Consider the following 19,394-nt stretch of genomic DNA (forward strand, 5'->3'; position numbering starts at 1 on the left):
CGCGCACGGCCCCGCCGCGGCCGGCCGGCCGGCGCACGCGCTGCGCGCCCGCCCGGCCGCACCGTCGGATCCGTCCGCGGGGCGCGTCCTGTGGCGCGACCGTTCCGTGCTCGGTCCCGCCGAGGTCGCCCGGATGCTCGCCGAGCTGCGGCGGGAGCTGCTGGCCCGGTACGGCGTCGCCGACGAGGCCGCCCTGGACCGCTCCTTCCGCCGCGCCTCCATCGTGGTCCCGGTCCGCTTCCACGTCATCACCGACGGCCGCGACGGCCGGGTGTCGCGCGCCGCCGCGCAGCGCCAGATCGCCGTGCTCAACAGGGCCTACTCGGGCCGCACCGGCGGAGCCGACACCGGGGTGCGGTTCCGGCTGGTGAGCTACGACGTCACCCGGAACGCCTCCTGGTTCCGCAACCCCCAGGTCAACGAGCGCCGGATGAAGGCCGCCCTCAACCGCGGCGGCGCGAGCACCCTCAACCTCTACACAGCGGCGGTGGGGGTGGAGGTCCTGGGCTTTTCCACCTATCCGCAGAACTACCGCAGCCGACCCGGCGAGGACGGCGTGGTCGTCGACTACCGCAGCCTTCCCGGCGGCCCGTACCAGAACTACAACCACGGCTACACCGCGGTGCACGAGGTGGGGCACTGGCTGGGGCTGTTCCACACCTTCGAGAACGGCTGCAACCCGCCCGGCGACGGGGTGGACGACACCCCCTACGAGGCGGTGCCCACCGAGGGCTGCCCGGCCGCCAAGGACACCTGCCCGGCGGAGGGGAGCGACCCGATCCACAACTTCATGGACTACTCCTGGGACTCGTGCATGCGGGAGTTCACCCCCGGCCAGGCCCGGCGGATCCGGGCGGCCTGGCTGGCGTTCCGCTCCGCCGGCCGCTGACCTCCTCCCCGCCCCGGCGGGCGGGGATCCCCCACGCCGCCGGCGCGGCGCGCCCCGTCCGGTGCGCCCGCCCGGCGCGCTCCCGGTGCCTCCTCGGCGGCCTTCCCGTGCGGCGCACCGCCCCGCGCGCCCCACCGCCCCCTGTCGGGCCCTCTCGGTACCCTCTGGGGACCGTGAGCACCTTCGCTGCCTCGAGCATGCCCCCTGCCTACCCTGAGCGAGCGGCCTGGGGGACCGCGTCGTCATTGCGCGCCTGGCAGCAACAGGCGCTGGAGACCTACTTCGCGCCACCGCACCGCAACGGCCCGCGCGACTTCCTCGCCGTGGCCACGCCCGGTGCCGGAAAGACCACGTTCGCGCTGCGGCTGGCCAGGGAGTTGCTGGACCGCAAGGAGGTGTTCGCGGTCACCGTGGTGTGCCCCACCGAGCATCTCAAGCGGCAGTGGGCCGAGTCGGCCGCCCGGGTCGGCATCAAGCTCGACCCGGAGTTCCACAACGGCCAGGGCAAGGTGGGCAAGGAGTTCCACGGCATCGCGGCGACCTACGCCACCATCGCCGCCCGCCCGGCGCTGCACCGCAATCGCACCGAGATGCGCAAGACCCTGGTGATCCTGGACGAGATCCACCACGCCGGGGACGGATTGTCGTGGGGCGATGCGGTCCGCGAGGCGTTCGAGCCGGCGCACCGGCGGCTCGGCCTGTCCGGCACCCCCTTTCGCACCGACATCAACCCCATTCCGTTCGTGCGGTACGAGGAGGGGCCGGACGGCGTCCGGCGCAGCCGCGCCGACTACACCTACGGCTACGGGGCCGCCCTGGCCGACGGAGTGGTCCGGCCGGTGATCTTCCTGGCGTACGCGGGGGAGATGCGCTGGCGGACCCGGGCCGGCGACGAGCTGGCCGCCTCCCTCGGCGAGCCGCTCACCCAGGACCAGATGGCGCAGGCGTGGCGGGCGGCGCTGGACCCCAAGGGGGACTGGATCAAGCAGGTGCTCGCCGCCGCCGACAAGCGGCTCACCGAGGTGCGGCGCGGAATGCCCGACGCGGGCGGGCTGGTGATCGCCACCGACCACGAGGCGGCCCGCGCGTACGCGCGGCTGCTCCGCTCGATCACCGGGCAGGGCCCCACCGTGGTGCTGTCGGACGATCCCACCGCCAGCAAGAAGATCAAGCAGTTCAACGACTCCGACGACCGCTGGCTGATCGCGGTGCGGATGGTGTCCGAGGGCGTGGACATCCCCCGGCTGGCGGTCGGCGTCTACGCCACCAGCACCTCCACGCCGCTGTTCTTCGCCCAGGCGGTCGGCCGGTTCGTGCGGTCGCGGAGGCGGGGGGAGACCGCCTCGGTGTTCCTGCCCTCGGTGCCCGTGCTGATGGAGCACGCGGCGCAGATGGAGGCCGAGCGCGACCATGTGCTGGACCGGCGGCGCCGCGAGGAGGGCGGACTCGACGACGATCTGCTCAAGGAGGCCAACCGGCGGCGGGACACCGCCGACGTGGGGGAGGAGCTGCCGTTCGAGACGGTCGAGGCGTCCGCCACGTTCGACCGGGTGCTCTACGACGGCGGCGAGTTCGGCACCCACGCCGCGCCCGGATCCGCCGAGGAGGAGGAGTACCTGGGCATCCCGGGCCTGCTGGAGCCCCACCAGGTGGCGCAGCTGCTGCGCCGCCGCCAGGCCGAGCAGCTGGCCGCCCGGCGCCGCAAGAAGAACGGCGACGAGGCCGAGCGGGAGCGGGCCGAGCAGCGCACCGAGGCCGAGACCCTGCGCGAGCTGCGCACCCAGTTGCACGGGCTGGTCGGCGCCTGGAGCCACCGCACCGGCAAGCCGCACGGCGTCATCTACAACGAGCTGCGCGCCGCCTGCGGCGGACCCCCGGTCCCGCAGGCCAGCGCCCAGGACCTGACCAAGCGGATCGCCAAGATCCGCGAGTGGGCGACCAAGCGCCGCTGACCCCGCCGCCCGGCCGCTCCGGGACGTGACGGGCGCGGCGGGGCGGCCGCCAGCACGGGGCTCCGGGCGTCCCCGAGGGCGGGCTCAGCCGGCGGCGGCCAGCGCCGCGACGATCCGCCGCACGATCTCCTCGGTCGGGTGCGCGACGTCCACCGTGATCGGGTTCTCCTCGGGCCCCGGCGGCTCCAGGTCCCGCAGCTGGCTGTCCAGCAGCTCCGGGGCGAAGAAGTGCCCCCGGCGGGCCGCCATCCGACGGGCGATCAGCTCGCGGTCGCCCGTCAGGTGGACCAGTCGCACCGCCTCCGGCCGGGGGATCAGCGACCTGCGGTAGGACCGTTTGAGCGCCGAGCAGGCCAGCACGGCCGGAACGCCCCCGCTCACCCGCTCCTCGATCCACCGGGCGACGTCGCGCAGCCACGGCCGGCGGTCTTCGTCGGTCAGCGGGACGCCCCGGCTCATCTTGGCCACGTTGGCCGGCGGGTGCAGGTCGTCGGCGTCGCCGAACTCCCGGTCGAGCCGCCGGGCCAGCGACCGGCCGACGGCGGACTTGCCGCTGCCCGCCACGCCCATCACCAGGATGACCGGCGGGCCGAGGGGCGGGGCCGTCACGACCGCACGACCGGCGTCCCGGTCAGCTCGACGCCCGCGTCGCGCATCTGCTCCAGCGCGCGGTCGGTGGTGTCCCGCGCCACCCCGGCCGTCAGGTCCAGCAGCACCCTCGTGCCGAACCCGGCGCGGGCGGCGTCGATCGCGGTGGCCCGCACGCAGTGGTCGGTGGCGATGCCGACCACGTCCACGTCGGTCACCTCGTGCCGGCGCAGCCAGTCCGCCAGGGACGTCCCGTCGTCGGTCGCCCCCTCGAACCCGCTGTAGGCCGCCGTGTCGCGGCCCTTGCTGAACACCGCCTCGATCGGGCCGAGCGACAGGTTCGGATGGAAGTCGGCCCCCGGCGTGCCGATCACGCAGTGCGGCGGCCAGCTGTCGACGTAGTCGGGTTCGTCGGAGAAGTGCGCGCCGGGGTCCAGGTGGAAGTCCCGGGTCGCCACGACGTGCGCGTATCGGTCGCCCTGCTCGGCCAGGTGCGCCGAGATGGCCGCCGCCACGTCGGAGCCTCCCGCGACGGCCAGCGAGCCGCCCTCACAGAAGTCGTTCTGCACATCGACGATGACCAGTGCCCTGCCCATGATCGCTCCCTCGCACGCTGATCACCTCGGAAGCTACCCGACCGGAGCCCTCCGACGCCCCCTCCCGGCGCGTCACGGCCGAAGGCCCCCGTTGACGAACTCGGTGGGAATGGCCGGTTCCCCGGCCGACAGCTGCAGCGCGGTGGGCGGCAGCTCACGGATCGCCGCCGCATGGCGTTCCCGGGCGACCGTCAGGGGTTCGCGGCCGACCACCTCGCCCTCGCGCACCAACGGCACCAGCAGCGGGCGTTCGCGCGGGCCGGGGGTCGGCTCGCCGATCGAGACGATCTCGGCGCAGGCCACGCCGTGGCCGTCCAGCCGGCGCAGCGCCGACTTGCGCCCCGCGCGGGTCGGCTTGCCCGCCGAGCGCTTGGCGACCGGGCGCAGCGGGGCGGCGGGGTCGGTCGAGTCGGCGCGCGCCACCAGCTTGTAGACCAGCGACGCGGTGGGCGCGCCCGACCCGGTGACCAGCTTGGTGCCGACCCCGTACACGTCGACGGGCGCGGCGGCCAGCGCGGCGATGCCGTACTCGTCCAGGTCGCCGGTCACCACGATCCGGGTCTCCGTCGCGCCCAGGGAGTCCAGCAGCTCGCGGGTCCGCCGGGCCACCGCCGCCAGGTCGCCGCTGTCGATCCGCACCGCCCCCAGCGACGGGCCGGCCAGCTCCACCGCGGTGCGCACGGCGCGTTCCACGTCATAGGTGTCGACCAGCAGGGTGGTGCCCTCGCCGAGCGCGTCCAGCTGGGCCCGGAAGGCGTGCCGTTCGTTGTCGTGCAGCAGGGTGAAGGCGTGCGCGGCGGTCCCCGCGGTGGGCACCCCGTACCGCCGGCCCGCCTCCAGGTCGGAGGTGGTGGCGAAGCCCGCCAGATAGGCGGCGCGGGCGGCGGCGACGGCCGCGCCCTCGTGGGTGCGCCGGGCGCCCATCTCGATCAGCGGGCGGCCGGCCGCGGCGTTGACCATCCGGGAGGCCGCCGAGGCGATGGCGCAGTCGTGGTTGAGGATCGACAAGACCATCGTCTCCAGCAGGACGGCTTCGGCGAACGGCGCCTCCACCACCATGATCGGCGATTCCGGGAAATAGCACTCGCCCTCGGGGTAGCCCCAGATGTCGCCGGAGAACCGGAAGTCGGCCAGCCATTCGGCGGTGGGACCGTCCACGACGCCGTTCCGGGTCAGCCACTCCAGCTCCGCGTCGCCGAACCGGAACCGCTCGAGCGCGTCCAGCACCCGGCCCGTGCCGGCCACCACCCCGTACCGGCGGCCCTCCGGCAGCCGCCGGGCGAACACCTCGAACACCGCGCGCCGGCCGGCGGTGCCGCTGCGCAGGGACGCCTGCACCATCGTCAGCTCGTAGCGATCGGTGAGCAGCGCCGTACTGTTGTCAAACTCCACGAGTGGAAGACTACGGACAGGTGTGTGCACCATGGATGAGCAGGCTGACTCGTTCGGAGAGCACATCTGGAGGGAGATCCGAGATGACCGCGCCCGCGCCGGTCGAGCTGGATCGGCCCAGGTCCGAGGAGGACCAGCGGCCCGACCTGCCGTGGCTGGCGATCGTCTGGAACGACCCGATCAACCTGATGTCGTATGTGACCTACGTGTTCCAGACCGTCTTCGGATATCCCCGGGCCAAGGCCGAGAAGCTGATGCTCGACGTGCACCACAAGGGCAAGGCCGTGGTGGCCAGCGGCACCCGCGAGGAGATGGAGCGCGACGTCGAGATCCTGCACTCCTACGGCCTGTGGGCCACCGTCAAGCGCGATGAGTGAGCCGCGGTCGTCGCGTCGGGGGCCCGTCCCCCCGCGACGGGCGGCGTCGTCGCGCCCGTCGCGAACCCGTGAGGAGCACGCATGAGCGAGGTCGCGCGGGCGGCCGAGGGGGTCCGGCTGCGGCTGGAGGCCGAGGAGGCGGCGCTGGTCCGCGCGCTGGTCGAGCAGCTGCTGGCGCTGCTGGAGGAGCCCGGGGGGTCCGCCGGGGGCGACCCGCTGGCCGCCGCGCTGGGCATCTCCGAGAACGCCGTCAAGCCCGACGACCCCGTGCTGGCCCGGCTGTTCCCCGACGGATACGCCGACGACGACGAGGCGGCCCGGGAGTTCCGCCGCTACACCGAGGCGGGGCTGCGGGACGGCAAGCGGGAGGCCGCGGGGGTGGTGCTGGCCACCCTGCGCCCCGGCGAGCGGGTGCTGCTGGACGCCGAGCAGGCGCAGGCGTGGCTGCGCGCCCTCAATGACGTGCGGCTGGCGCTCGGCACCCGGCTGGAGATCACCGAGGAGTGGTACGACAAGGTCGCCGAGATGGACCCCGACGACCCCCGTTTCCCCCACTACGCCGCCTACGACTGGCTGACCATGCTCCAGGAGCAGCTGGTCCGCGCGCTGTGGTGAGGAGGGGGCGGGTAGCCTTCGGGTCATGCTGACGATCGAGCGGGCCCTGTATGACAAGATCGTTGCGCATGCGCGCGCCGACCACCCCGACGAGGCGTGCGGGGTGGTGGCCGGTCCGGCGGGCAGTGACCGGCCCACCCGGTTCATCGCGATGACGAACGCCGAGCGCTCCCCGACGTTCTATCGCTTCGACTCCATGGAGCAGTTCCGGGTGTGGAAGGAGATGGACGACAACGACGAGGAGCCGGTCGTCATCTACCACTCGCACACCTCCACCGAGGCCTACCCCTCCCGCACCGACATCGCCTACGCCTCCGAGCCCAACGCCCACTACGTCCTGGTGTCCACCCGCGACCCCGAGGTCGAGGAGTTCCGTTCGTTCCGCATCGTCGACGGCGTGGTGACCGAGGAGGAGGTCAGGGTCGTCGACTCCTACGAGGACTGAGCGCCCCGCCGCGAGGCCCTCGCCGATCCGGGCCGCCGCGGGCGGCCCGCGCGGCCGTGCCGCATCCGCCGTCCGCGGAGGCGCGGGCGGCGCCCCGTCCGCCGCGGTCCCGGCGGCCCGTCGGGCCCGTCGTCCGCCGGGGCGCGTCCCGTGCGGGATGTGACCGGACGGCCAGGTCTGTCGGCCCGTCGGCCGGGCGCGCCGGGCGAGCGCCTAAGATATGGGCCATGTTCGTCCCGCCTGTGCAGAGTTTCCTGTTCGGGCACACCCGTGCCGAGGTCGTCTACGACTGTTCCTGAAGGCGTTGCCCCAGCCTTGGAATCCTCCCGTGGGCTCGGCTGTTGAGCATCACGGGTCTGCCGTATGACGCTTGAAGGAGTGCATCGCGATGGCGATCGAGGTCCGGATCCCGACGATCCTGCGCAATCTCACCGACGGGGCCAAGTCCGTCGAAGGCAAGGGCAGCTCACTGGATGAGCTCATCAGCGATCTGGACTCGCGGCACCCGGGGCTCCGCGACCGGCTGGTGGACGACAAGGGGGGGCTGCGCAAGTTCGTCAACGTGTACCTCAACGACGAGGACGTGCGGTTCCTCGGCGGGCTCGAGGCCAAGGTCTCCGACGGCGACACGGTGACGGTGCTGCCCGCGGTGGCAGGCGGCCGACGGTAATGCGCTTCGACTCGCTGCTGGACTCCCTCGGCCGCACCCCGCTGGTCGGGCTGCCCCGGCTGTCGCCCTCCCCGGAGGTGCGGTTGTGGGCCAAGCTGGAGGACCGCAACCCGACCGGCTCGGTCAAGGACCGTCCCGCGTTGTGGATGGTCGACAAGGCCGAGAAGGAGGGCCTGCTCACCCCGGGCTGCACGATCCTGGAGCCGACCTCGGGCAACACCGGGATCTCGCTGGCCATGGTGGCCCGGCTGCGCGGCTACAACATGGTCTGCGTGATGCCGGAGAACACCTCGGCCGAGCGGCGGCAGCTGCTGGAGATGTGGGGCGCGAAGATCATCTTCTCGCCCGCGGCGGGCGGCTCCAACGAGGCGGTCCGGGTGGCCAAGCGACTGGCCGCCGAGCATCCCGACTGGGTGATGCTCTACCAGTACGGCAACGAGGCCAACGCGCTGGCGCACTACGAGACCACCGGGCCGGAGATCCTGGAGGATCTGCCGACCGTCACCCACTTCGTGGCGGGACTGGGCACCACGGGGACGTTGATGGGGGTCGGCCGCTATCTGCGCGAGCACGTCCCGGACGTCAAGATCGTGGCGGCCGAGCCCCGGTACGGCGAGCTGGTCTACGGGCTGCGCAACCTCGACGAGGGCTTCGTTCCCGAGCTGTACGACGAGTCGGTGCTGACCACCCGGTTCTCCGTCGGGGCCCGGGACGCGCTGCACTGCACCCGGCAGCTGCTGGAGCAGGAGGGCATCTTCGCCGGCGTCTCCACCGGCGGCGCCCTGCACGCCGCGCTCGCCATGGCCCGTAAGGCGGTCAAGGCCGGAGAACGCGCCGATATCGTGTTCATCGTCGCCGACGGTGGCTGGAAGTATCTGTCCACCGGGGCTTACGAGGGCACTCTGGAGGAGGCCGAGGCGCGACTGGAGGGCCAGCTCTGGGCCTAGGCCGCGCGCCCGGCGGCACGGTTCGCGCGGTCGTCATCGGCGACACCGCCGTCCCGTGACGACCGCTCGAGGTTCCGCCCGGTGACCGATCCCCTGCACCATCCCCTGCAACGCACGGTGATCGAGGCCGGTGCGGCCGTGTGCGTCGAGTTCTGCCTGGCGCTCGCCGGCGGACATGCGCTGCGCGCGCACGGTCTGATCGACCGGCCCAGCGAGAACGTCGACCTCGTCGCCACCGCTCCGCTGTCGCTGCCCGAGGCCGCCGAGGCGCTCGCCGCCGCCTACCGCGACCGGGGGCTGCGGGTGCGGGCGGGGGAGGCGGACGGCGACGCCTACCTCGGGATGATCGTCGCCGATCCCGCGACCGGCGAGGAGTGCAGGGTCGATCTGCTCAAGGCGCCGCTGCGGATGCGGCCCGTCCTGATCGGCCGCTGTCCGGTGGTGGCCTATGAGGACGCGATCGGGTTGAAGGTGGGCGCGCTGGCCGGGCGCCTGGTCGCCCGGGATCTGATCGACGTCGCCGCGGTGGCGGACGAGTACGGCTATGAGCGGCTGGAGTGGCTGGGGCGCTGCAACCATCCCGATTTCAGCCTGGAGCGCCTCGCCGACCGGCTGACCTGTCATGAGCTGATGCCCGAGGCGGAGTTCGAGCGGTACGGGCTCGATCACGTCCAGATCCGCCGGGTGAAGCGGTTCGCGGCCGAGTGGGCGCACGACATCGCCATGCGGCTGTATGAGGACGCCGCGTTCGAGCGGGACGGCACCGACCCCGACCTGTGAGCACCGGCTTCGACCTGTGAGCACCGGCTTCGACCTGTGAGCACCGGCTTCGCCCCGTCGTGGGTCCGGTGCGACGGGGAGACGGCCGGCCGTGCGGCCGGATGAGGGCCGGAGGAGAGGACCCGGCGAGGGGCCGATGAAGGGGCCGGACATGGGCCGGTCGCGGTCGGGTGCGCCCCTTGCCGGGTCGTCGACGGCGGGGGAGAGTAAGGTGCCTTATCAGAACAGGATTCTAGAAAGGTGTACCGATGAGCCGGTTCCGGGACGCCACGACGGTCGAGAAGCTGGCCGAGGGACGTTACGCCGCCGACCTGGACGCCGGATACGACATCTCCGGCGCCCTCAACGGGGGCTATGTGATGGCCGTGCTGCTGCGCGCCGCGGTCGACGCCGATCCCGTGCATCTGCACCCGGTCGCCACCAGCGCGGCGTTCCTGCGCGTCAGCAAGCCCGGACCGGCTGAGATCACCGTCGAGGTGCGCAAGACCGGCCGGACCGCCACCGTCTCCCGGGTCACCCTGCTGCAGGAGGGACGCCCGGTGGTGGACGCCCAGGTGACCACCGCGACGTTGGACGCCGACGCCGAGCCGGACTGGGCGGGGGAGGCCCCGCCGCCGCTGCCGCCGATCGAGCAGTGCATCGGCCCGCAGCCCTCGGAGACCGACCGGGGGTTCACCGACCGGGTGGACATGCGTTTCGATCCGGCCACCATGGGGTGGCTCGACGGACAGCCCAGCGGACGGCTGGAGATGCGCGGCTACTTCCGGCTGCGCGACGACGACTACGAGCCCGACGCGTATCTGCTGGCGATGGCGGTCGACGCGCTGCCGCCGGTCGTGCTCAACACCGGGGCGCTGGGCTGGGCCCCCACCGTCGAGCTGACCTGGCACATGCGGGCGGTGCCCGCCCCCGGCCCGATCAGCCTGTACGGCGGCGGACGGATGGTCCGGGAGGGCTGGTTCGACGAGGAGGTCGAGGCGTGGGACTCGGCGGGACGACTGGTGGCCCAGTGCCGCCAGATCGCCCGCGTGGGCCGCAAGAACGGTTGAGACGCCGCGGGTTCGCCTGCGTAACGCGCAGGTGAACCTGTGATGTGCGACGCAACACGCGCTTTGCGCTGGCGCGGTCCCCTAGCCTAGGTGACCATGTCCAACGCGCCGATCGGAATCTTCGACAGCGGCTACGGCGGTCTCACCGTGGCCCGCGCGATTTTCGATCAGCTGCCGGACGAGCCGATCCTCTACCTCGGCGACTCGGCCCGCCAACCCTACGGCCCCCGCCCGATCGCCGAAGTCCGCGCCTTCGCGCTACAGATGCTGGACCGCCTGGTCGCCGAAGGCGTGAAGATGCTGGTCATCGCCTGCAACAGCGCCAGCGCCGCGATGCTGCGCGATGCCCGCGAACGGTACGACGTACCGATCGTGGAGGTGATCATGCCGGCCGCCCGGCGGGCCGTGCGGGCCACGGCCAACAACCGGGTGGGGCTGATCGCCACCCACGCCACCGTCACCAGCCGCGCCTACGACGACGCGTTCGCCATCGCCCCGCACATCGAGCTGACCAGCGTGGCCTGCCCGCGCTTCGTGGAGTTCGTGGAGGCGGGGGTCACCCAAGGACCGGAACTGCTCGCGGTGGCCCGCTCCTATCTCCAGCCGATCATGGACGCGGGCTGCGACACCCTCATCCTGGGGTGCACTCACTACCCGCTCTTGACGGGTGTCATCTCCTACGTCGTCGGAGACGGGGTCACACTGGTCTCAAGCGCCGAGGAGACCGCCAAGGACGTGTACCGGGTGCTGCAGGACGAGGGACTGGCCCGCCCCGCCGGCGGCGCACCGCCGGAGCACCGGTTCTGCGTGACCGGTGATCCGGAGGTCTTCGCCGCTCTGGGACGCCGGTTCCTGGGGCCGGAGATCGGCCGGGTGGAGGCCGTCGTGGACGCCGCCGCCCTGACCTGAGGAGTTCCTCGGACTGGAGGAGGAGGCATCGTGCGGGTCACCGTGATCGGCTGTTCCGGCAGCTTCCCCGGGCCGGAGAGCCCCGCCTCGGGCTACCTGGTCGAGGCCGAGGGCTTCTCCCTGCTGCTCGACATCGGCAACGGCACGGTCGGCTCGCTGCAGCGCTTCCACGACGTCCTCGACATCGACGCGATCTGCATCACCCACCTCCACCCCGACCACTGCCTGGATCTGACGGTGTACTGGATCGCGCGCGTCTACTGCCCGTTCGGGCGGGCGCCGCAGATCCCGGTGTACGGGCCGAACGGGACGGCCGAGCACATGGCCAAGGCCTACGAGCTGGAGCCCAACCCGGACATGGGGGTGGCGTTCGACTTCCGGACGTTCCCGCCGGAGCCCTTCCGGCTCGGCCCGTTCCGGATCACCACCGCGCTGATGAACCATCCCGTCGAGGCCTACGGCCTGCGGATCGAGCACAACGGACGGGTGCTGGCCTATTCCGGGGACACCGGGGAGAGCGACGCGTTGGTCGAACTGGCCCGCGACGCGGACCTGTTCCTGTGCGAGGCGGCGTTCGTGGAGAGCCGCCCGAACCCCCCCGACATGCACCTGACCGGCCGGACGGCCGGCGAGCACGCCGCCCGCGCCGGCGCCGCGCACCTGGTGCTGACCCACCTGCTGCCGTGGAACGACCCCGCCGTCACCCTCGCCGAGGCGAAGATGAGCGGCTTCACCGGCACCATCGAGGTGGCCCAGGTCGGCACCGTCTACGACCTGTGACCGGGACCGGCGGACCCGGCCTCTCGCCGCCCGTCCGGACCGGAGGGGACGGCGGCGCCGACGCGGGGCGGGCGTGAGGCGACGGCGGGGATCCGCACCGGCGTCGGGGCGCCGTGCGACGACGCGGGGACCGGCCCCGCCGACGGCGCCGATCAGCCCAGCGCGATGCCGGCGTTGGCGAACTCGGGCTCCGCGGTGACCTCTCGGTCGATCTGCAGGAAGTCCGGGAACTCCACGTGCTGATCGAGATCGTCGATCTCGACCTCCAGCAGATGACAGGCCCGGGAGACGGGGCGGTGGATCGCGTCCAGCTCGAAGAGCAGCCCGCCCCACCGGAAACAGCGGCGGTCCTTGACGATGATCTGCCGCGCCGGGTCGCGCCGTTCTCGCAGCCGGGCGTATTCGTCCGCGGAGATCTCCTCTTCCTCCACCGTGCGCATCCCGTCCTGCAGCCGATACAGCCGCGCCAGGTGGTATCGGGTGCCCTCCTCGTCGGTTCCGCGTCGGATGCGGACCTCCTCGGTCGCGGTGACCCGGAGATAGACCTGCTCGTAGTGGATGACCCGGGCGTCCCGCAGCACGGGATGCGACCAGTCGGGGGCGGCGGCGAGCAGGAACTTGCGCTCGATCTCCAGCGGCACTGACACCTCTCAATCCTCGGGCGCCCGGAGGCGGTGTCACACCGGGCGTCGGCCCTCTCCGGCGCAAGGGTGTCAACCGGAAGCGGTTCGTTCAATTCGGTCGTCCGGGGCGCATCGGTGCGGGCCGCCCGGCCGGGGTTCCCGCCGTATCGGGACGGGCGGTCGCCGGTCGGTACTAGGGTTGAGGGCTATGGCCCGTCCTGACGATCGTGCTCCCGACGAGCTCCGGCCCGTGCGCATCCAGCGCGGCTGGCTCGCCCACGCCGAAGGCTCAGTGCTCATCGAGTTCGGTGCGACCCGCGTGCTGTGCGCGGCCTCGGTGCAGGACTCGGTGCCCCGCTGGCGTCGTGACAGCGGGCTGGGCTGGGTGACCGCCGAATACGCGATGCTGCCGCGCGCCACCAACACCCGCGGCGAACGCGAGTCCGTCAAGGGCCGGCTGGGCGGGCGCACTCAGGAGATCTCCCGGCTGATTGGCCGGTCCATCAGAGCCTGCGTGAACTTCGAGGCGCTCGGTGAGAACACCGTGGTGCTCGACTGCGACGTGCTGCAGGCCGACGGCGGCACCCGCACCGCCGCCATCACCGGCGCGTACGTCGCGCTGGCCGACGCGGTGGCCTGGATGCGCGAGCGGGACATGCTCAAGGGCGAGCCGCTGACCGCCTCGATCGCCGCGGTCAGCGTCGGGGTGATCGACGGCGAGCCCCGCCTGGACCTGTGCTATGAGGAGGACGTCAAGGCCGGCACCGACATGAACGTGGTGTGCACCGGCGACGGCCGGTTCGTGGAGGTGCAGGGCACCGCCGAGGGCCGCCCGTTCGACCGCTCCGAGCTCGACGCCCTGCTGGACCTGGCGCTGGACGGCTGCCGGGAGCTGACCCGGCTGCAGCAGGAGGCGTTGGCGCGGTGACCCGGATCGTGCTGGCCACCCGCAACGCGGGCAAGATCACCGAGCTGCGGCGGATCCTCGCCGGGTTCGAGGTCGTCGGGCTGGAGGAGTACCCCGACGCCCCCGAGGTCGCGGAGACCGAGCCCACCTTCGCCGGCAACGCGCTGCTCAAGGCCCGCGCCATCGCCGCCTGCACCGGGCTGCCGGCGGTGGCCGACGACTCGGGCCTGTGCGTGGACGCGTTGAACGGCATGCCCGGGGTGCTGTCGGCCCGCTGGTCGGGACGGTTCGGCGACGCCGCCGGCGACAAGGACCGCGCCAATCTGGAGCTGGTGCTCGACCAGCTCGCCGACGTGGCCCCCGAGCGACGCGGCGCGCACTTCGCCTGCGCGGCGGCGCTGGCGCTGCCCGACGGCACCGAACGGGTCGTCGAAGGCCGGATGCGCGGGCGGATCATCGACGCGCCGCGCGGCACCGGCGGGTTCGGCTACGACCCGATCTTCGTCCCGGACGGGGAGAGCCGCACCCTGGCGGAGCTGTCGCCGGAGGAGAAGAGCGCCATCAGCCATCGGGGCAAGGCCTTCGGCGGGCTGGCGCCGATCATCGGCGAGCTGCTGACCGGAAAGACCGCCTAGCATGGCCGGCATGAACTCCCTGTGGATCGTCGCGGCCATGCTCGCCGCGCCTTTGGTGCTGGTGCTGTCGCTGCTGCTGGTGGCCGCCCCGGCGGGCATGGCGATGGCCAAGGCGTCCCGGACGCCCCGTCCGGTCACGCCCGAGACCTGGGACGAGGCCAAGAGGCTGATCGACAAGGGAGAGCCGATCAGGGCCGTCAAGGTCGTCCGGCAGCACACCGGCATGTCTCTCCGGGAGGCCAAGGAGTACGTCGACGCCGTCAAGGACGGCCGCGTGCCGCGTCCGCCCGCTCCCGCGGACGGCCCGCTGTCGGACCGGGTCCGCGCGCTCCGCGACTCCGGCGACCGCGACTCGGCCCTCGCCCTGGTCCAGGCCGAGACCGGCATGACCCGGGAGGAGGCCGTCCGCTTCCTCGACGCGCTCGACTGAACGGCCCGCCCGGCGCCCGTTCGGCCCGCTGCGACGAGCGCGCGTGCGGCCCCCGTCCGCCGGCGGATCGCCGCGGCGGGCGCACCGGTCAGCCTCCGGGGTGCGGAACGCCCGGCCGCAGCCCGGGCAGCTTGTCCCAGCCCACCGCCTCGATGATCGCGCGCAGGCGCTCTGGCACGCGGTCCAGCACCAGCGGGCCGCGACGCGGATGCCGGGCGGCCGCCGCGGTCAGCAGCCCCAAGGCGCCGAGGTCGATGAACTCCAGCTCGGCCAGGTCCAGATGCACCGGCCCGCCGTCCGAGCACGCCAGCAGGCTCGACAGCTCGCGATGCAGCTCCGCGTGCCGGGACGCGTCCAGCTCGCCGCCGAGCGCCAGGCCCGTCGGATCACGGGTGCGGTCGATGCGCAGCACCGGATCGGCGACGACCCGCATCGCATGTTCGGCCCGCACCGCGGCGAGCAGATCCGGTGCACCGGCCCGCCGGTCGAACCGGCAGATCGCGGTGACGGCGGAACCCGCGCCCACCAGGCGTGCGATGAGGCGTTCGCGCTCCAGCAGCGACGGCAGCCCGTCCGGCTCCCGCAGCGCCCCGGTCAGATCGGCGACCAGTCGTACGCTCCGTCCCGCCCGGTCCGCCGCGGCGACCTCCGCGGTCAGCGTCCGCTCCAGCGCGGACGGCTCGGCGTCCCACGGCAGCGACGTCGTCCGGTCCTCGCCGGTCGTCTCGACGCGGACGTCGCCCAGCAGGATGATCCGGTCCCCGCTCGCGGATCCCGCGGCGATGAACGCCTCCGTCACGCGGCGCCGTTCGTCCTCGTCCCGATACGCTAGCCAGGCGTGGTCGCCGGGTTTCAGCTCGCTCACCGGCCGGCACAGCGGCCCACGAGAGCCCATCTCGCCCCTCACCGCCATAGCACCGAAGCGAGAACAGCGTACGCAGGGGACTTCCGCCGGGAGCAGCCGTTCGATGCGGAGGTTTTGCGGCCATCTGAACGCATGTGCACCGGGGCTCAGCGGCGCATCACGAGCCGGACGCGGGTGCCGGCCCGGTCCGCGTGCACCCGGACGGCGTCCACCAGCAGCCGCACCGTCCACAGCCCGAACCCGCTGTCCAGGGCCGAGCCGGGCGGGAGGAGACCGGTCGGCGCGCCCGGCCGCCAGCGACCGTGGTCGCCGACCTCGCAGAGGAACTCCTCGCCGTGGGACCACACCCGCACCTCTCGCGGAGCGGCGCCGTGCTTGAGGGCGTTCGTGGCCACCTCGGTCACCGCGGTCTCCAGCGCCGCCAGCCGGGCCGCGTCCAGCCCGTGCCGGCTCGCCCGCGCCGTCACGAACCGCCGCACCTGGTACAGCTCGAACGCCGACTCGAACGGCAGGCGGTCGACGTCGAGCGGGGACGGGCGCCGGTCGGCGCCGGAGGCCGCGACGTCCTCCGGCGCGCCGCCGTCGATCACCCACAGGTGGGCCCGCCGCGCCTCCCGGAGGACGCGCGCGTTCACCGCGTCGCGGTCGTAGGCGCACATCGCCCGGGCGCCCGAGCGGGCGAACACCGTGTTGATCAGCGATTCGCAGCGGGTCCACTCCGCCGCCCGCGCCCACGGCTCCTCGGCCGGCCAGGGCCGTTCGCCCGCCACCCGGACCCGGCGCGGCGCGTGCGCTCGCACCAGCCGGTCATAGTCCCGCAGGGTCTGCGCCGGACATCGGTAGAACGCCTCCGCCTCCAGATAGGTGATCCGGTCGCCCGCCCGGCCCAGCGCCTCGCGCAACGCCTCCAGGCGGGCGGCGGGCGCCACGGCGAACACCGCGTCCCCCGCCTCCACCCCCTCCCGCAGGAACGGCACCAGCGCGGCCAGGTATTCGGCGAGGCCGCCGTAGACCAGCGCGCCGTGCTCCAGGGCCGGTTCCGTCATCGACCGCCGCTCCGCCCCGGCGCCAGGCCGGGCAGCCGCGCCCAGCCCACCGCGTCGATCATCCGCGCCAGGTGCGGGGGCATGCGGTCCAGCACCAGCCGGCCGTCGCGCGGCAGTCGCATCGCCTGACGGACCAGCACGTTCAGCGCGGCCGGATCCATGAACCGCAGTCGCCCGCAGTCCAGGTGCACCCGACGGCGGCCCGCCGCGGCCCGCGCCAGCCGCTCGGCGAACACCGTGTGCCGCGCCGCATCCAGCTCGCCCTCCAGCCGCAGCCCCGGCGGGTCGAACGTGCGGACCAGCCGCAGCACCCCGTCGTCGAACTCCGGATCGGGCCGGGCCAGGACCTCGTGGGCGCCGCGCAGGGCGGCCAGCCGGTCCGCCGCCACCGCCCGCCGGTCCACCTGGCAGATCGCCATGGCCATGGTGCTCGGCGACACCGCCGCGGCCAGCCCGTGCTCGCACGCGGCGACCTCCTCGGGGGCGTGCGCCGTCGCCCAGGTGAGGTCCAGGGTGATCCGCACCGCCCGGAATCCCTCGCCGAAGGCCCGGGACACCTCCTCGCCCAGCGCGTCCAGCAGCCGTCGGGGGTCGAAGCGGTCTCCGCTCAGGCACGTCCGTTCGCGCGGCAGCACCCGCAGCGCCCCGCTCCGCACGTACGCATGAGGGTCCGCTCCCCCCGGCCAGCGCACCCCGGGCAGGTTCAGCGGATCGGCGTCGGTGACGTAAACGACTTTCTCCTCGGTGGCCAGCCCGGCGGTCACGAACGCGCCCACGACGCGTTCCCGCTCCTCGCTCCCGCCGAACGCCAGCCAGGCGTGATCTCCCGGCCGCATCTGCCCCACCGGGCGCTCGGTGAAGAACACCCCCTCGAACGAGAGCAGGCCCTCGTCGCGGACCGGCCCGGAGTACGTCTCGCCCGTCGCCGTGGCAGAACGGTTCATCACACCGTCGCTCCGACATCTCGACCGAGCGTCCCGGTCGACCTGCGGAGGTGCCGCCGGCCGCCTCGGACGCCCCCGACCCGGCCAGCGTAGACCCGCCCTCCGACCCCCTCGAAGCCCCGGTTTTTCACATGCCCACAACGCCCCGAGGGCGGGGCTCGGAGACGACGGCGGCGGAGAGGGAGGGGCGGGGAGAAAGGGGCGGCCGGCGGCCGCCCCTCCGGATGTGGGGCCGGTGAGATTCGAACTCACTCTGCTACGGACCTAAACCGCATGCCTCCTACCGGTTGGGCTACGGCCCCGCTGCTTTCGTCCCGTAAGCCTACCAGCGCGGGGCGCGGGCGGGCGCGGCAGTTCACGCGCCGGAATCGGAGATTCCGCGGGCGCTCGCCGCGCCGGTCTTCGCCGATGCTCTGCGCGGATAAGGACGCTCCCGGAGATGAGGACGCGCCCGTGCGCACGCCGATACCGCATTCCCGCCGGAGCGGGTGGCCCGCTGCGGCGGCCCTCCCCGCGGCGCGGCCTTTCGGAGCGGCGCGGCCGAGGGCCGGTCAGGGCGCGGACCAGGGATCTCTCGCCCGCTCGGCGACCGGGCCGGAAGGGCCGCCAAAGGCGGAGAAATGTCCGCATAACGCGGCACGATGACCATGCTGACCGAATTCGCGGTCGCTTCGCTCAGCAGTTCCTCGGTGCACTTCTCACCGCGGCGGCGTTTCTTCGCACGAGGGTCGCGGAACGGCGGCGCCGCAATTCCCCGAGTCCGCCGATCGGGTCGTCAAAGACCGAGATCTTTGCGGAGGCGGTCGACATGACCGGTGGCCTTCACGTTGTAGTAGGCCTTTTCGATTCTGCCCTCGGGGTCGATGACGAAGGTGGAGCGGATGACGCCGACCACGACCTTGCCGTAGAGCTTCTTCTCCCCGTAGGCGCCATAGGCCCGCATGGTGGCGGTGTCGGGGTCGGACAGCAGCGGGAAGGTCAGGTCGTCGCGGTCGCGGAACTTGGCGAGCTTGGCGGGCGGGTCGGGGGAGACGCCCACCACGGTGACGCCGGCCGCCTCCAGCTCGGGGAGGGCGTCGCGGAAGTCCACGGCCTCCTTGGTGCAGCCGGGGGTCATGGCGGCCGGGTAGAAGTACACGATCACGCGCTTGCCGCGCAGCGACGCCAGGGACACCGGCTCGCCGTCGGCGTCGAGGAGCTCGAAGTCGGGAGCGACGTCACCGGGCTGCAGCCGCTGGGACACCAGTTCCGCCTTTCGGATGGCGGCCGGGCGGGTGCACGGGCGCCGCGGGCGGGCCGCGGACCCGGCCCCTCCGGCCGGTCGATCGGATGGGGCGCGCCGGAGGTCGCCCGGCGCGGGATGTCCCCTCAACCGTACCGGGGAGGCGGGCGAGGGGAGGCCGGGAAGAGACGACACGGGAGGGGGAGACACGGCCGAGGGCAGGGGTGGGACGGCATCCGCCCGCCGCACCTGCAACACTGAACGGATCACTGCCGCAGGATGTTCGGACGATAAGGACACGGCATGGCTGACAGAGCCCGCGATCCGGAGGCGCTGGAGAGGGAGATCGAGGCGACCCGGAGGGAACTCGCGCAGACCATCGACGCGATCGCGGACCGGGTCAACCCGCGCAACGTCGCCCAGCGCGGCGTGACCCGCCTGAAGGAGGAGGCCGGTCAGGCCGCCGCGGCCGTGGGCGCGCTGCTGCTTCCGGCGCACTCCGGGCAGGAGGGGGAGCGGGAGGAGATCGATCGCCGGATCGTCGCGGCGGGCGTGGGCGCCGTGGTCGCGGTGACGGTGTTCCTCCTGTGGCGGCGCAGCCGCCGCCGGCGCCGCGGCTGACCCGCGGCCGGCCGACCCGGATCCCGTACCGATCCCCATCTCAGCAGCGCCGGTCCCGTCGCGGGGCCGGTGCTTTCTCATGCCCCCGTCCCCCCGTCCTCGCCGCCCGCCC

23 protein-coding genes and 1 tRNA gene are annotated in these 19,394 nt (G+C 73.2%); 15 read left to right on the top strand and 9 right to left on the bottom strand.

Going from position 1 to position 19,394, the window contains the following annotated elements; all coding sequences use genetic code 11:
* The coding region (locus EIO00_RS01775) for a zinc metalloprotease (RefSeq protein WP_338325899.1) at positions 1-889 on the top strand (889 nt) is incomplete at its 5' end.
* Positions 890-1,086: 197 nt separating this feature from the next.
* Positions 1,087-2,841, top strand: coding sequence for a DEAD/DEAH box helicase (locus EIO00_RS01780; protein WP_140175392.1), 1,755 nt, complete (start codon positions 1,087-1,089; stop codon positions 2,839-2,841).
* Between the two features lie 84 nt (positions 2,842-2,925).
* Here EIO00_RS01780 and EIO00_RS01785 read toward each other — a convergent pair whose 3' ends face one another.
* The 3 genes from EIO00_RS01785 to EIO00_RS01795 form a co-directional block, all read right to left on the bottom strand.
* Positions 2,926-3,450, bottom strand: coding sequence for a gluconokinase (locus EIO00_RS01785; RefSeq protein ID WP_241661054.1), 525 nt, complete (start codon positions 3,448-3,450; stop codon positions 2,926-2,928).
* On the bottom strand, positions 3,447-4,025 hold the full coding sequence (locus tag EIO00_RS01790) for a nicotinamidase (RefSeq protein ID WP_140175086.1): 579 nt from the start codon (positions 4,023-4,025) through the stop codon (positions 3,447-3,449). Before EIO00_RS01790 ends, EIO00_RS01785 begins: the two co-directional genes overlap by 4 nt.
* A 72-nt stretch (positions 4,026-4,097) precedes the next feature.
* Positions 4,098-5,450 carry a nicotinate phosphoribosyltransferase gene (locus EIO00_RS01795; RefSeq protein ID WP_175596094.1) on the bottom strand — a complete coding sequence of 451 codons (1,353 nt, stop codon included), beginning with the start codon at positions 5,448-5,450 and terminating at the stop codon, positions 4,098-4,100.
* A 50-nt stretch (positions 5,451-5,500) separates the two neighbouring features.
* Here EIO00_RS01795 and clpS point away from each other — a divergent pair, with 50 nt between their 5' ends.
* From clpS to EIO00_RS01840, 9 genes are all read left to right on the top strand, one after another.
* Entirely contained in the window at positions 5,501-5,794 is a 294-nt protein-coding gene (gene clpS / locus EIO00_RS01800; RefSeq protein ID WP_140175090.1) for an ATP-dependent Clp protease adapter ClpS, read from the top strand.
* 81 nt (positions 5,795-5,875) lie between these two features.
* On the top strand, positions 5,876-6,409 hold the full coding sequence (locus EIO00_RS01805) for a DUF2017 domain-containing protein (protein WP_140175092.1): 534 nt from the start codon (positions 5,876-5,878) through the stop codon (positions 6,407-6,409).
* 25 nt (positions 6,410-6,434) lie between these two features.
* Positions 6,435-6,854 (top strand): M67 family metallopeptidase, encoded by a 420-nt coding sequence (locus EIO00_RS01810; RefSeq protein WP_140175094.1) that lies wholly within the window; start codon positions 6,435-6,437, stop codon positions 6,852-6,854.
* 388 nt (positions 6,855-7,242) lie between these two features.
* Positions 7,243-7,524 carry a MoaD/ThiS family protein gene (locus EIO00_RS01815; RefSeq protein ID WP_140175096.1) on the top strand — a complete coding sequence of 94 codons (282 nt, stop codon included), beginning with the start codon at positions 7,243-7,245 and terminating at the stop codon, positions 7,522-7,524.
* Entirely contained in the window at positions 7,524-8,471 is a 948-nt protein-coding gene (locus EIO00_RS01820) for a PLP-dependent cysteine synthase family protein (RefSeq protein WP_140175098.1), read from the top strand. The genes EIO00_RS01815 and EIO00_RS01820 overlap by 1 nt, the downstream gene beginning before the upstream one ends.
* 81 nt (positions 8,472-8,552) lie before the next feature.
* Positions 8,553-9,251, top strand: coding sequence for a nucleotidyl transferase AbiEii/AbiGii toxin family protein (locus tag EIO00_RS01825; RefSeq protein ID WP_140175100.1), 699 nt, complete (start codon positions 8,553-8,555; stop codon positions 9,249-9,251).
* Between the two features lie 248 nt (positions 9,252-9,499).
* Complete coding sequence (locus EIO00_RS01830; RefSeq protein WP_140175102.1) at positions 9,500-10,300, top strand: thioesterase family protein; 801 nt, start codon at positions 9,500-9,502, stop codon at positions 10,298-10,300.
* 96 nt (positions 10,301-10,396) lie between these two features.
* Positions 10,397-11,209, top strand: a complete 813-nt coding sequence (gene murI, locus EIO00_RS01835) for a glutamate racemase (protein ID WP_140175104.1) — start codon at positions 10,397-10,399, stop codon at positions 11,207-11,209.
* A gap of 30 nt (positions 11,210-11,239) precedes the next feature.
* Entirely contained in the window at positions 11,240-11,989 is a 750-nt protein-coding gene (locus EIO00_RS01840; protein ID WP_140175106.1) for an MBL fold metallo-hydrolase, read from the top strand.
* A 152-nt stretch (positions 11,990-12,141) separates the two neighbouring features.
* On the opposite strand, the gene EIO00_RS01845 is transcribed toward EIO00_RS01840, so the two are convergent.
* The gene (locus EIO00_RS01845) at positions 12,142-12,636 is read right to left on the bottom strand and encodes a CYTH domain-containing protein (RefSeq protein ID WP_140175108.1); all 495 of its coding nucleotides are present in this window, start codon (positions 12,634-12,636) and stop codon (positions 12,142-12,144) included.
* A gap of 184 nt (positions 12,637-12,820) precedes the next feature.
* Here EIO00_RS01845 and rph point away from each other — a divergent pair, with 184 nt between their 5' ends.
* Genes rph through EIO00_RS01860 form a run of 3 tightly spaced genes read left to right on the top strand, consistent with a single transcriptional unit; the run spans position 12,821 to position 14,584 of the window.
* The gene (gene rph / locus EIO00_RS01850) at positions 12,821-13,540 is read left to right on the top strand and encodes a ribonuclease PH (RefSeq protein WP_140175110.1); all 720 of its coding nucleotides are present in this window, start codon (positions 12,821-12,823) and stop codon (positions 13,538-13,540) included.
* Positions 13,537-14,154, top strand: a complete 618-nt coding sequence (gene rdgB, locus EIO00_RS01855) for an RdgB/HAM1 family non-canonical purine NTP pyrophosphatase (RefSeq protein ID WP_140175112.1) — start codon at positions 13,537-13,539, stop codon at positions 14,152-14,154. The genes rph and rdgB overlap by 4 nt, the downstream gene beginning before the upstream one ends.
* 10 nt (positions 14,155-14,164) lie before the next feature.
* Positions 14,165-14,584, top strand: a complete 420-nt coding sequence (locus EIO00_RS01860; protein WP_161602627.1) for a 50S ribosomal protein L7/L12 — start codon at positions 14,165-14,167, stop codon at positions 14,582-14,584.
* An 88-nt stretch (positions 14,585-14,672) separates the two neighbouring features.
* On the opposite strand, the gene EIO00_RS01865 is transcribed toward EIO00_RS01860, so the two are convergent.
* The 5 genes from EIO00_RS01865 to bcp form a co-directional block, all read right to left on the bottom strand.
* Positions 14,673-15,449 (bottom strand): STAS domain-containing protein, encoded by a 777-nt coding sequence (locus EIO00_RS01865; protein WP_161602628.1) that lies wholly within the window; start codon positions 15,447-15,449, stop codon positions 14,673-14,675.
* 146 nt (positions 15,450-15,595) lie between these two features.
* Complete coding sequence (locus EIO00_RS01870) at positions 15,596-16,495, bottom strand: sensor histidine kinase (protein ID WP_140175118.1); 900 nt, start codon at positions 16,493-16,495, stop codon at positions 15,596-15,598.
* Positions 16,492-17,439 (bottom strand): MEDS domain-containing protein, encoded by a 948-nt coding sequence (locus EIO00_RS01875; protein ID WP_140175120.1) that lies wholly within the window; start codon positions 17,437-17,439, stop codon positions 16,492-16,494. The genes EIO00_RS01870 and EIO00_RS01875 overlap by 4 nt, the downstream gene beginning before the upstream one ends.
* Before the next feature lie 227 nt (positions 17,440-17,666).
* Positions 17,667-17,741, bottom strand: a tRNA-Leu gene (locus tag EIO00_RS01880).
* 473 nt (positions 17,742-18,214) lie between these two features.
* Positions 18,215-18,682: a thioredoxin-dependent thiol peroxidase gene (bcp, locus tag EIO00_RS01885; protein WP_140175122.1), complete on the bottom strand. Its 468-nt coding sequence runs from the start codon at positions 18,680-18,682 to the stop codon at positions 18,215-18,217.
* Between the two features lie 282 nt (positions 18,683-18,964).
* Between bcp and EIO00_RS01890 the strand changes: the two genes are divergently transcribed.
* Positions 18,965-19,282, top strand: coding sequence for a DUF3618 domain-containing protein (locus EIO00_RS01890; protein ID WP_140175124.1), 318 nt, complete (start codon positions 18,965-18,967; stop codon positions 19,280-19,282).
* Positions 19,283-19,394 lie beyond the last annotated feature (112 nt).

This window comes from Thermomonospora catenispora, from assembly GCF_006363815.1.
Classification (GTDB): domain Bacteria; phylum Actinomycetota; class Actinomycetes; order Streptosporangiales; family Streptosporangiaceae; genus Thermomonospora; species Thermomonospora catenispora.

Coding starts and splice junctions, on each gene's coding strand:
- EIO00_RS01805 (WP_140175092.1), top strand. CDS start 5,876: ATGAGCGAGGTCGCGCGGGCGGCCGAGGGGGTCCGGCTGCGGCTGGAG.
- EIO00_RS01870 (WP_140175118.1), bottom strand. CDS start 16,495: ATGACGGAACCGGCCCTGGAGCACGGCGCGCTGGTCTACGGCGGCCTC.
- EIO00_RS01795 (WP_175596094.1), bottom strand. CDS start 5,450: ATGGTGCACACACCTGTCCGTAGTCTTCCACTCGTGGAGTTTGACAAC.
- rph (WP_140175110.1), top strand. CDS start 12,821: ATGGCCCGTCCTGACGATCGTGCTCCCGACGAGCTCCGGCCCGTGCGC.
- EIO00_RS01860 (WP_161602627.1), top strand. CDS start 14,165: ATGAACTCCCTGTGGATCGTCGCGGCCATGCTCGCCGCGCCTTTGGTG.
- clpS (WP_140175090.1), top strand. CDS start 5,501: ATGACCGCGCCCGCGCCGGTCGAGCTGGATCGGCCCAGGTCCGAGGAG.
- EIO00_RS01820 (WP_140175098.1), top strand. CDS start 7,524: ATGCGCTTCGACTCGCTGCTGGACTCCCTCGGCCGCACCCCGCTGGTC.
- murI (WP_140175104.1), top strand. CDS start 10,397: ATGTCCAACGCGCCGATCGGAATCTTCGACAGCGGCTACGGCGGTCTC.
- EIO00_RS01830 (WP_140175102.1), top strand. CDS start 9,500: ATGAGCCGGTTCCGGGACGCCACGACGGTCGAGAAGCTGGCCGAGGGA.
- EIO00_RS01790 (WP_140175086.1), bottom strand. CDS start 4,025: ATGGGCAGGGCACTGGTCATCGTCGATGTGCAGAACGACTTCTGTGAG.
- EIO00_RS01810 (WP_140175094.1), top strand. CDS start 6,435: ATGCTGACGATCGAGCGGGCCCTGTATGACAAGATCGTTGCGCATGCG.
- EIO00_RS01780 (WP_140175392.1), top strand. CDS start 1,087: ATGCCCCCTGCCTACCCTGAGCGAGCGGCCTGGGGGACCGCGTCGTCA.
- EIO00_RS01815 (WP_140175096.1), top strand. CDS start 7,243: ATGGCGATCGAGGTCCGGATCCCGACGATCCTGCGCAATCTCACCGAC.
- EIO00_RS01875 (WP_140175120.1), bottom strand. CDS start 17,439: ATGAACCGTTCTGCCACGGCGACGGGCGAGACGTACTCCGGGCCGGTC.
- EIO00_RS01890 (WP_140175124.1), top strand. CDS start 18,965: ATGGCTGACAGAGCCCGCGATCCGGAGGCGCTGGAGAGGGAGATCGAG.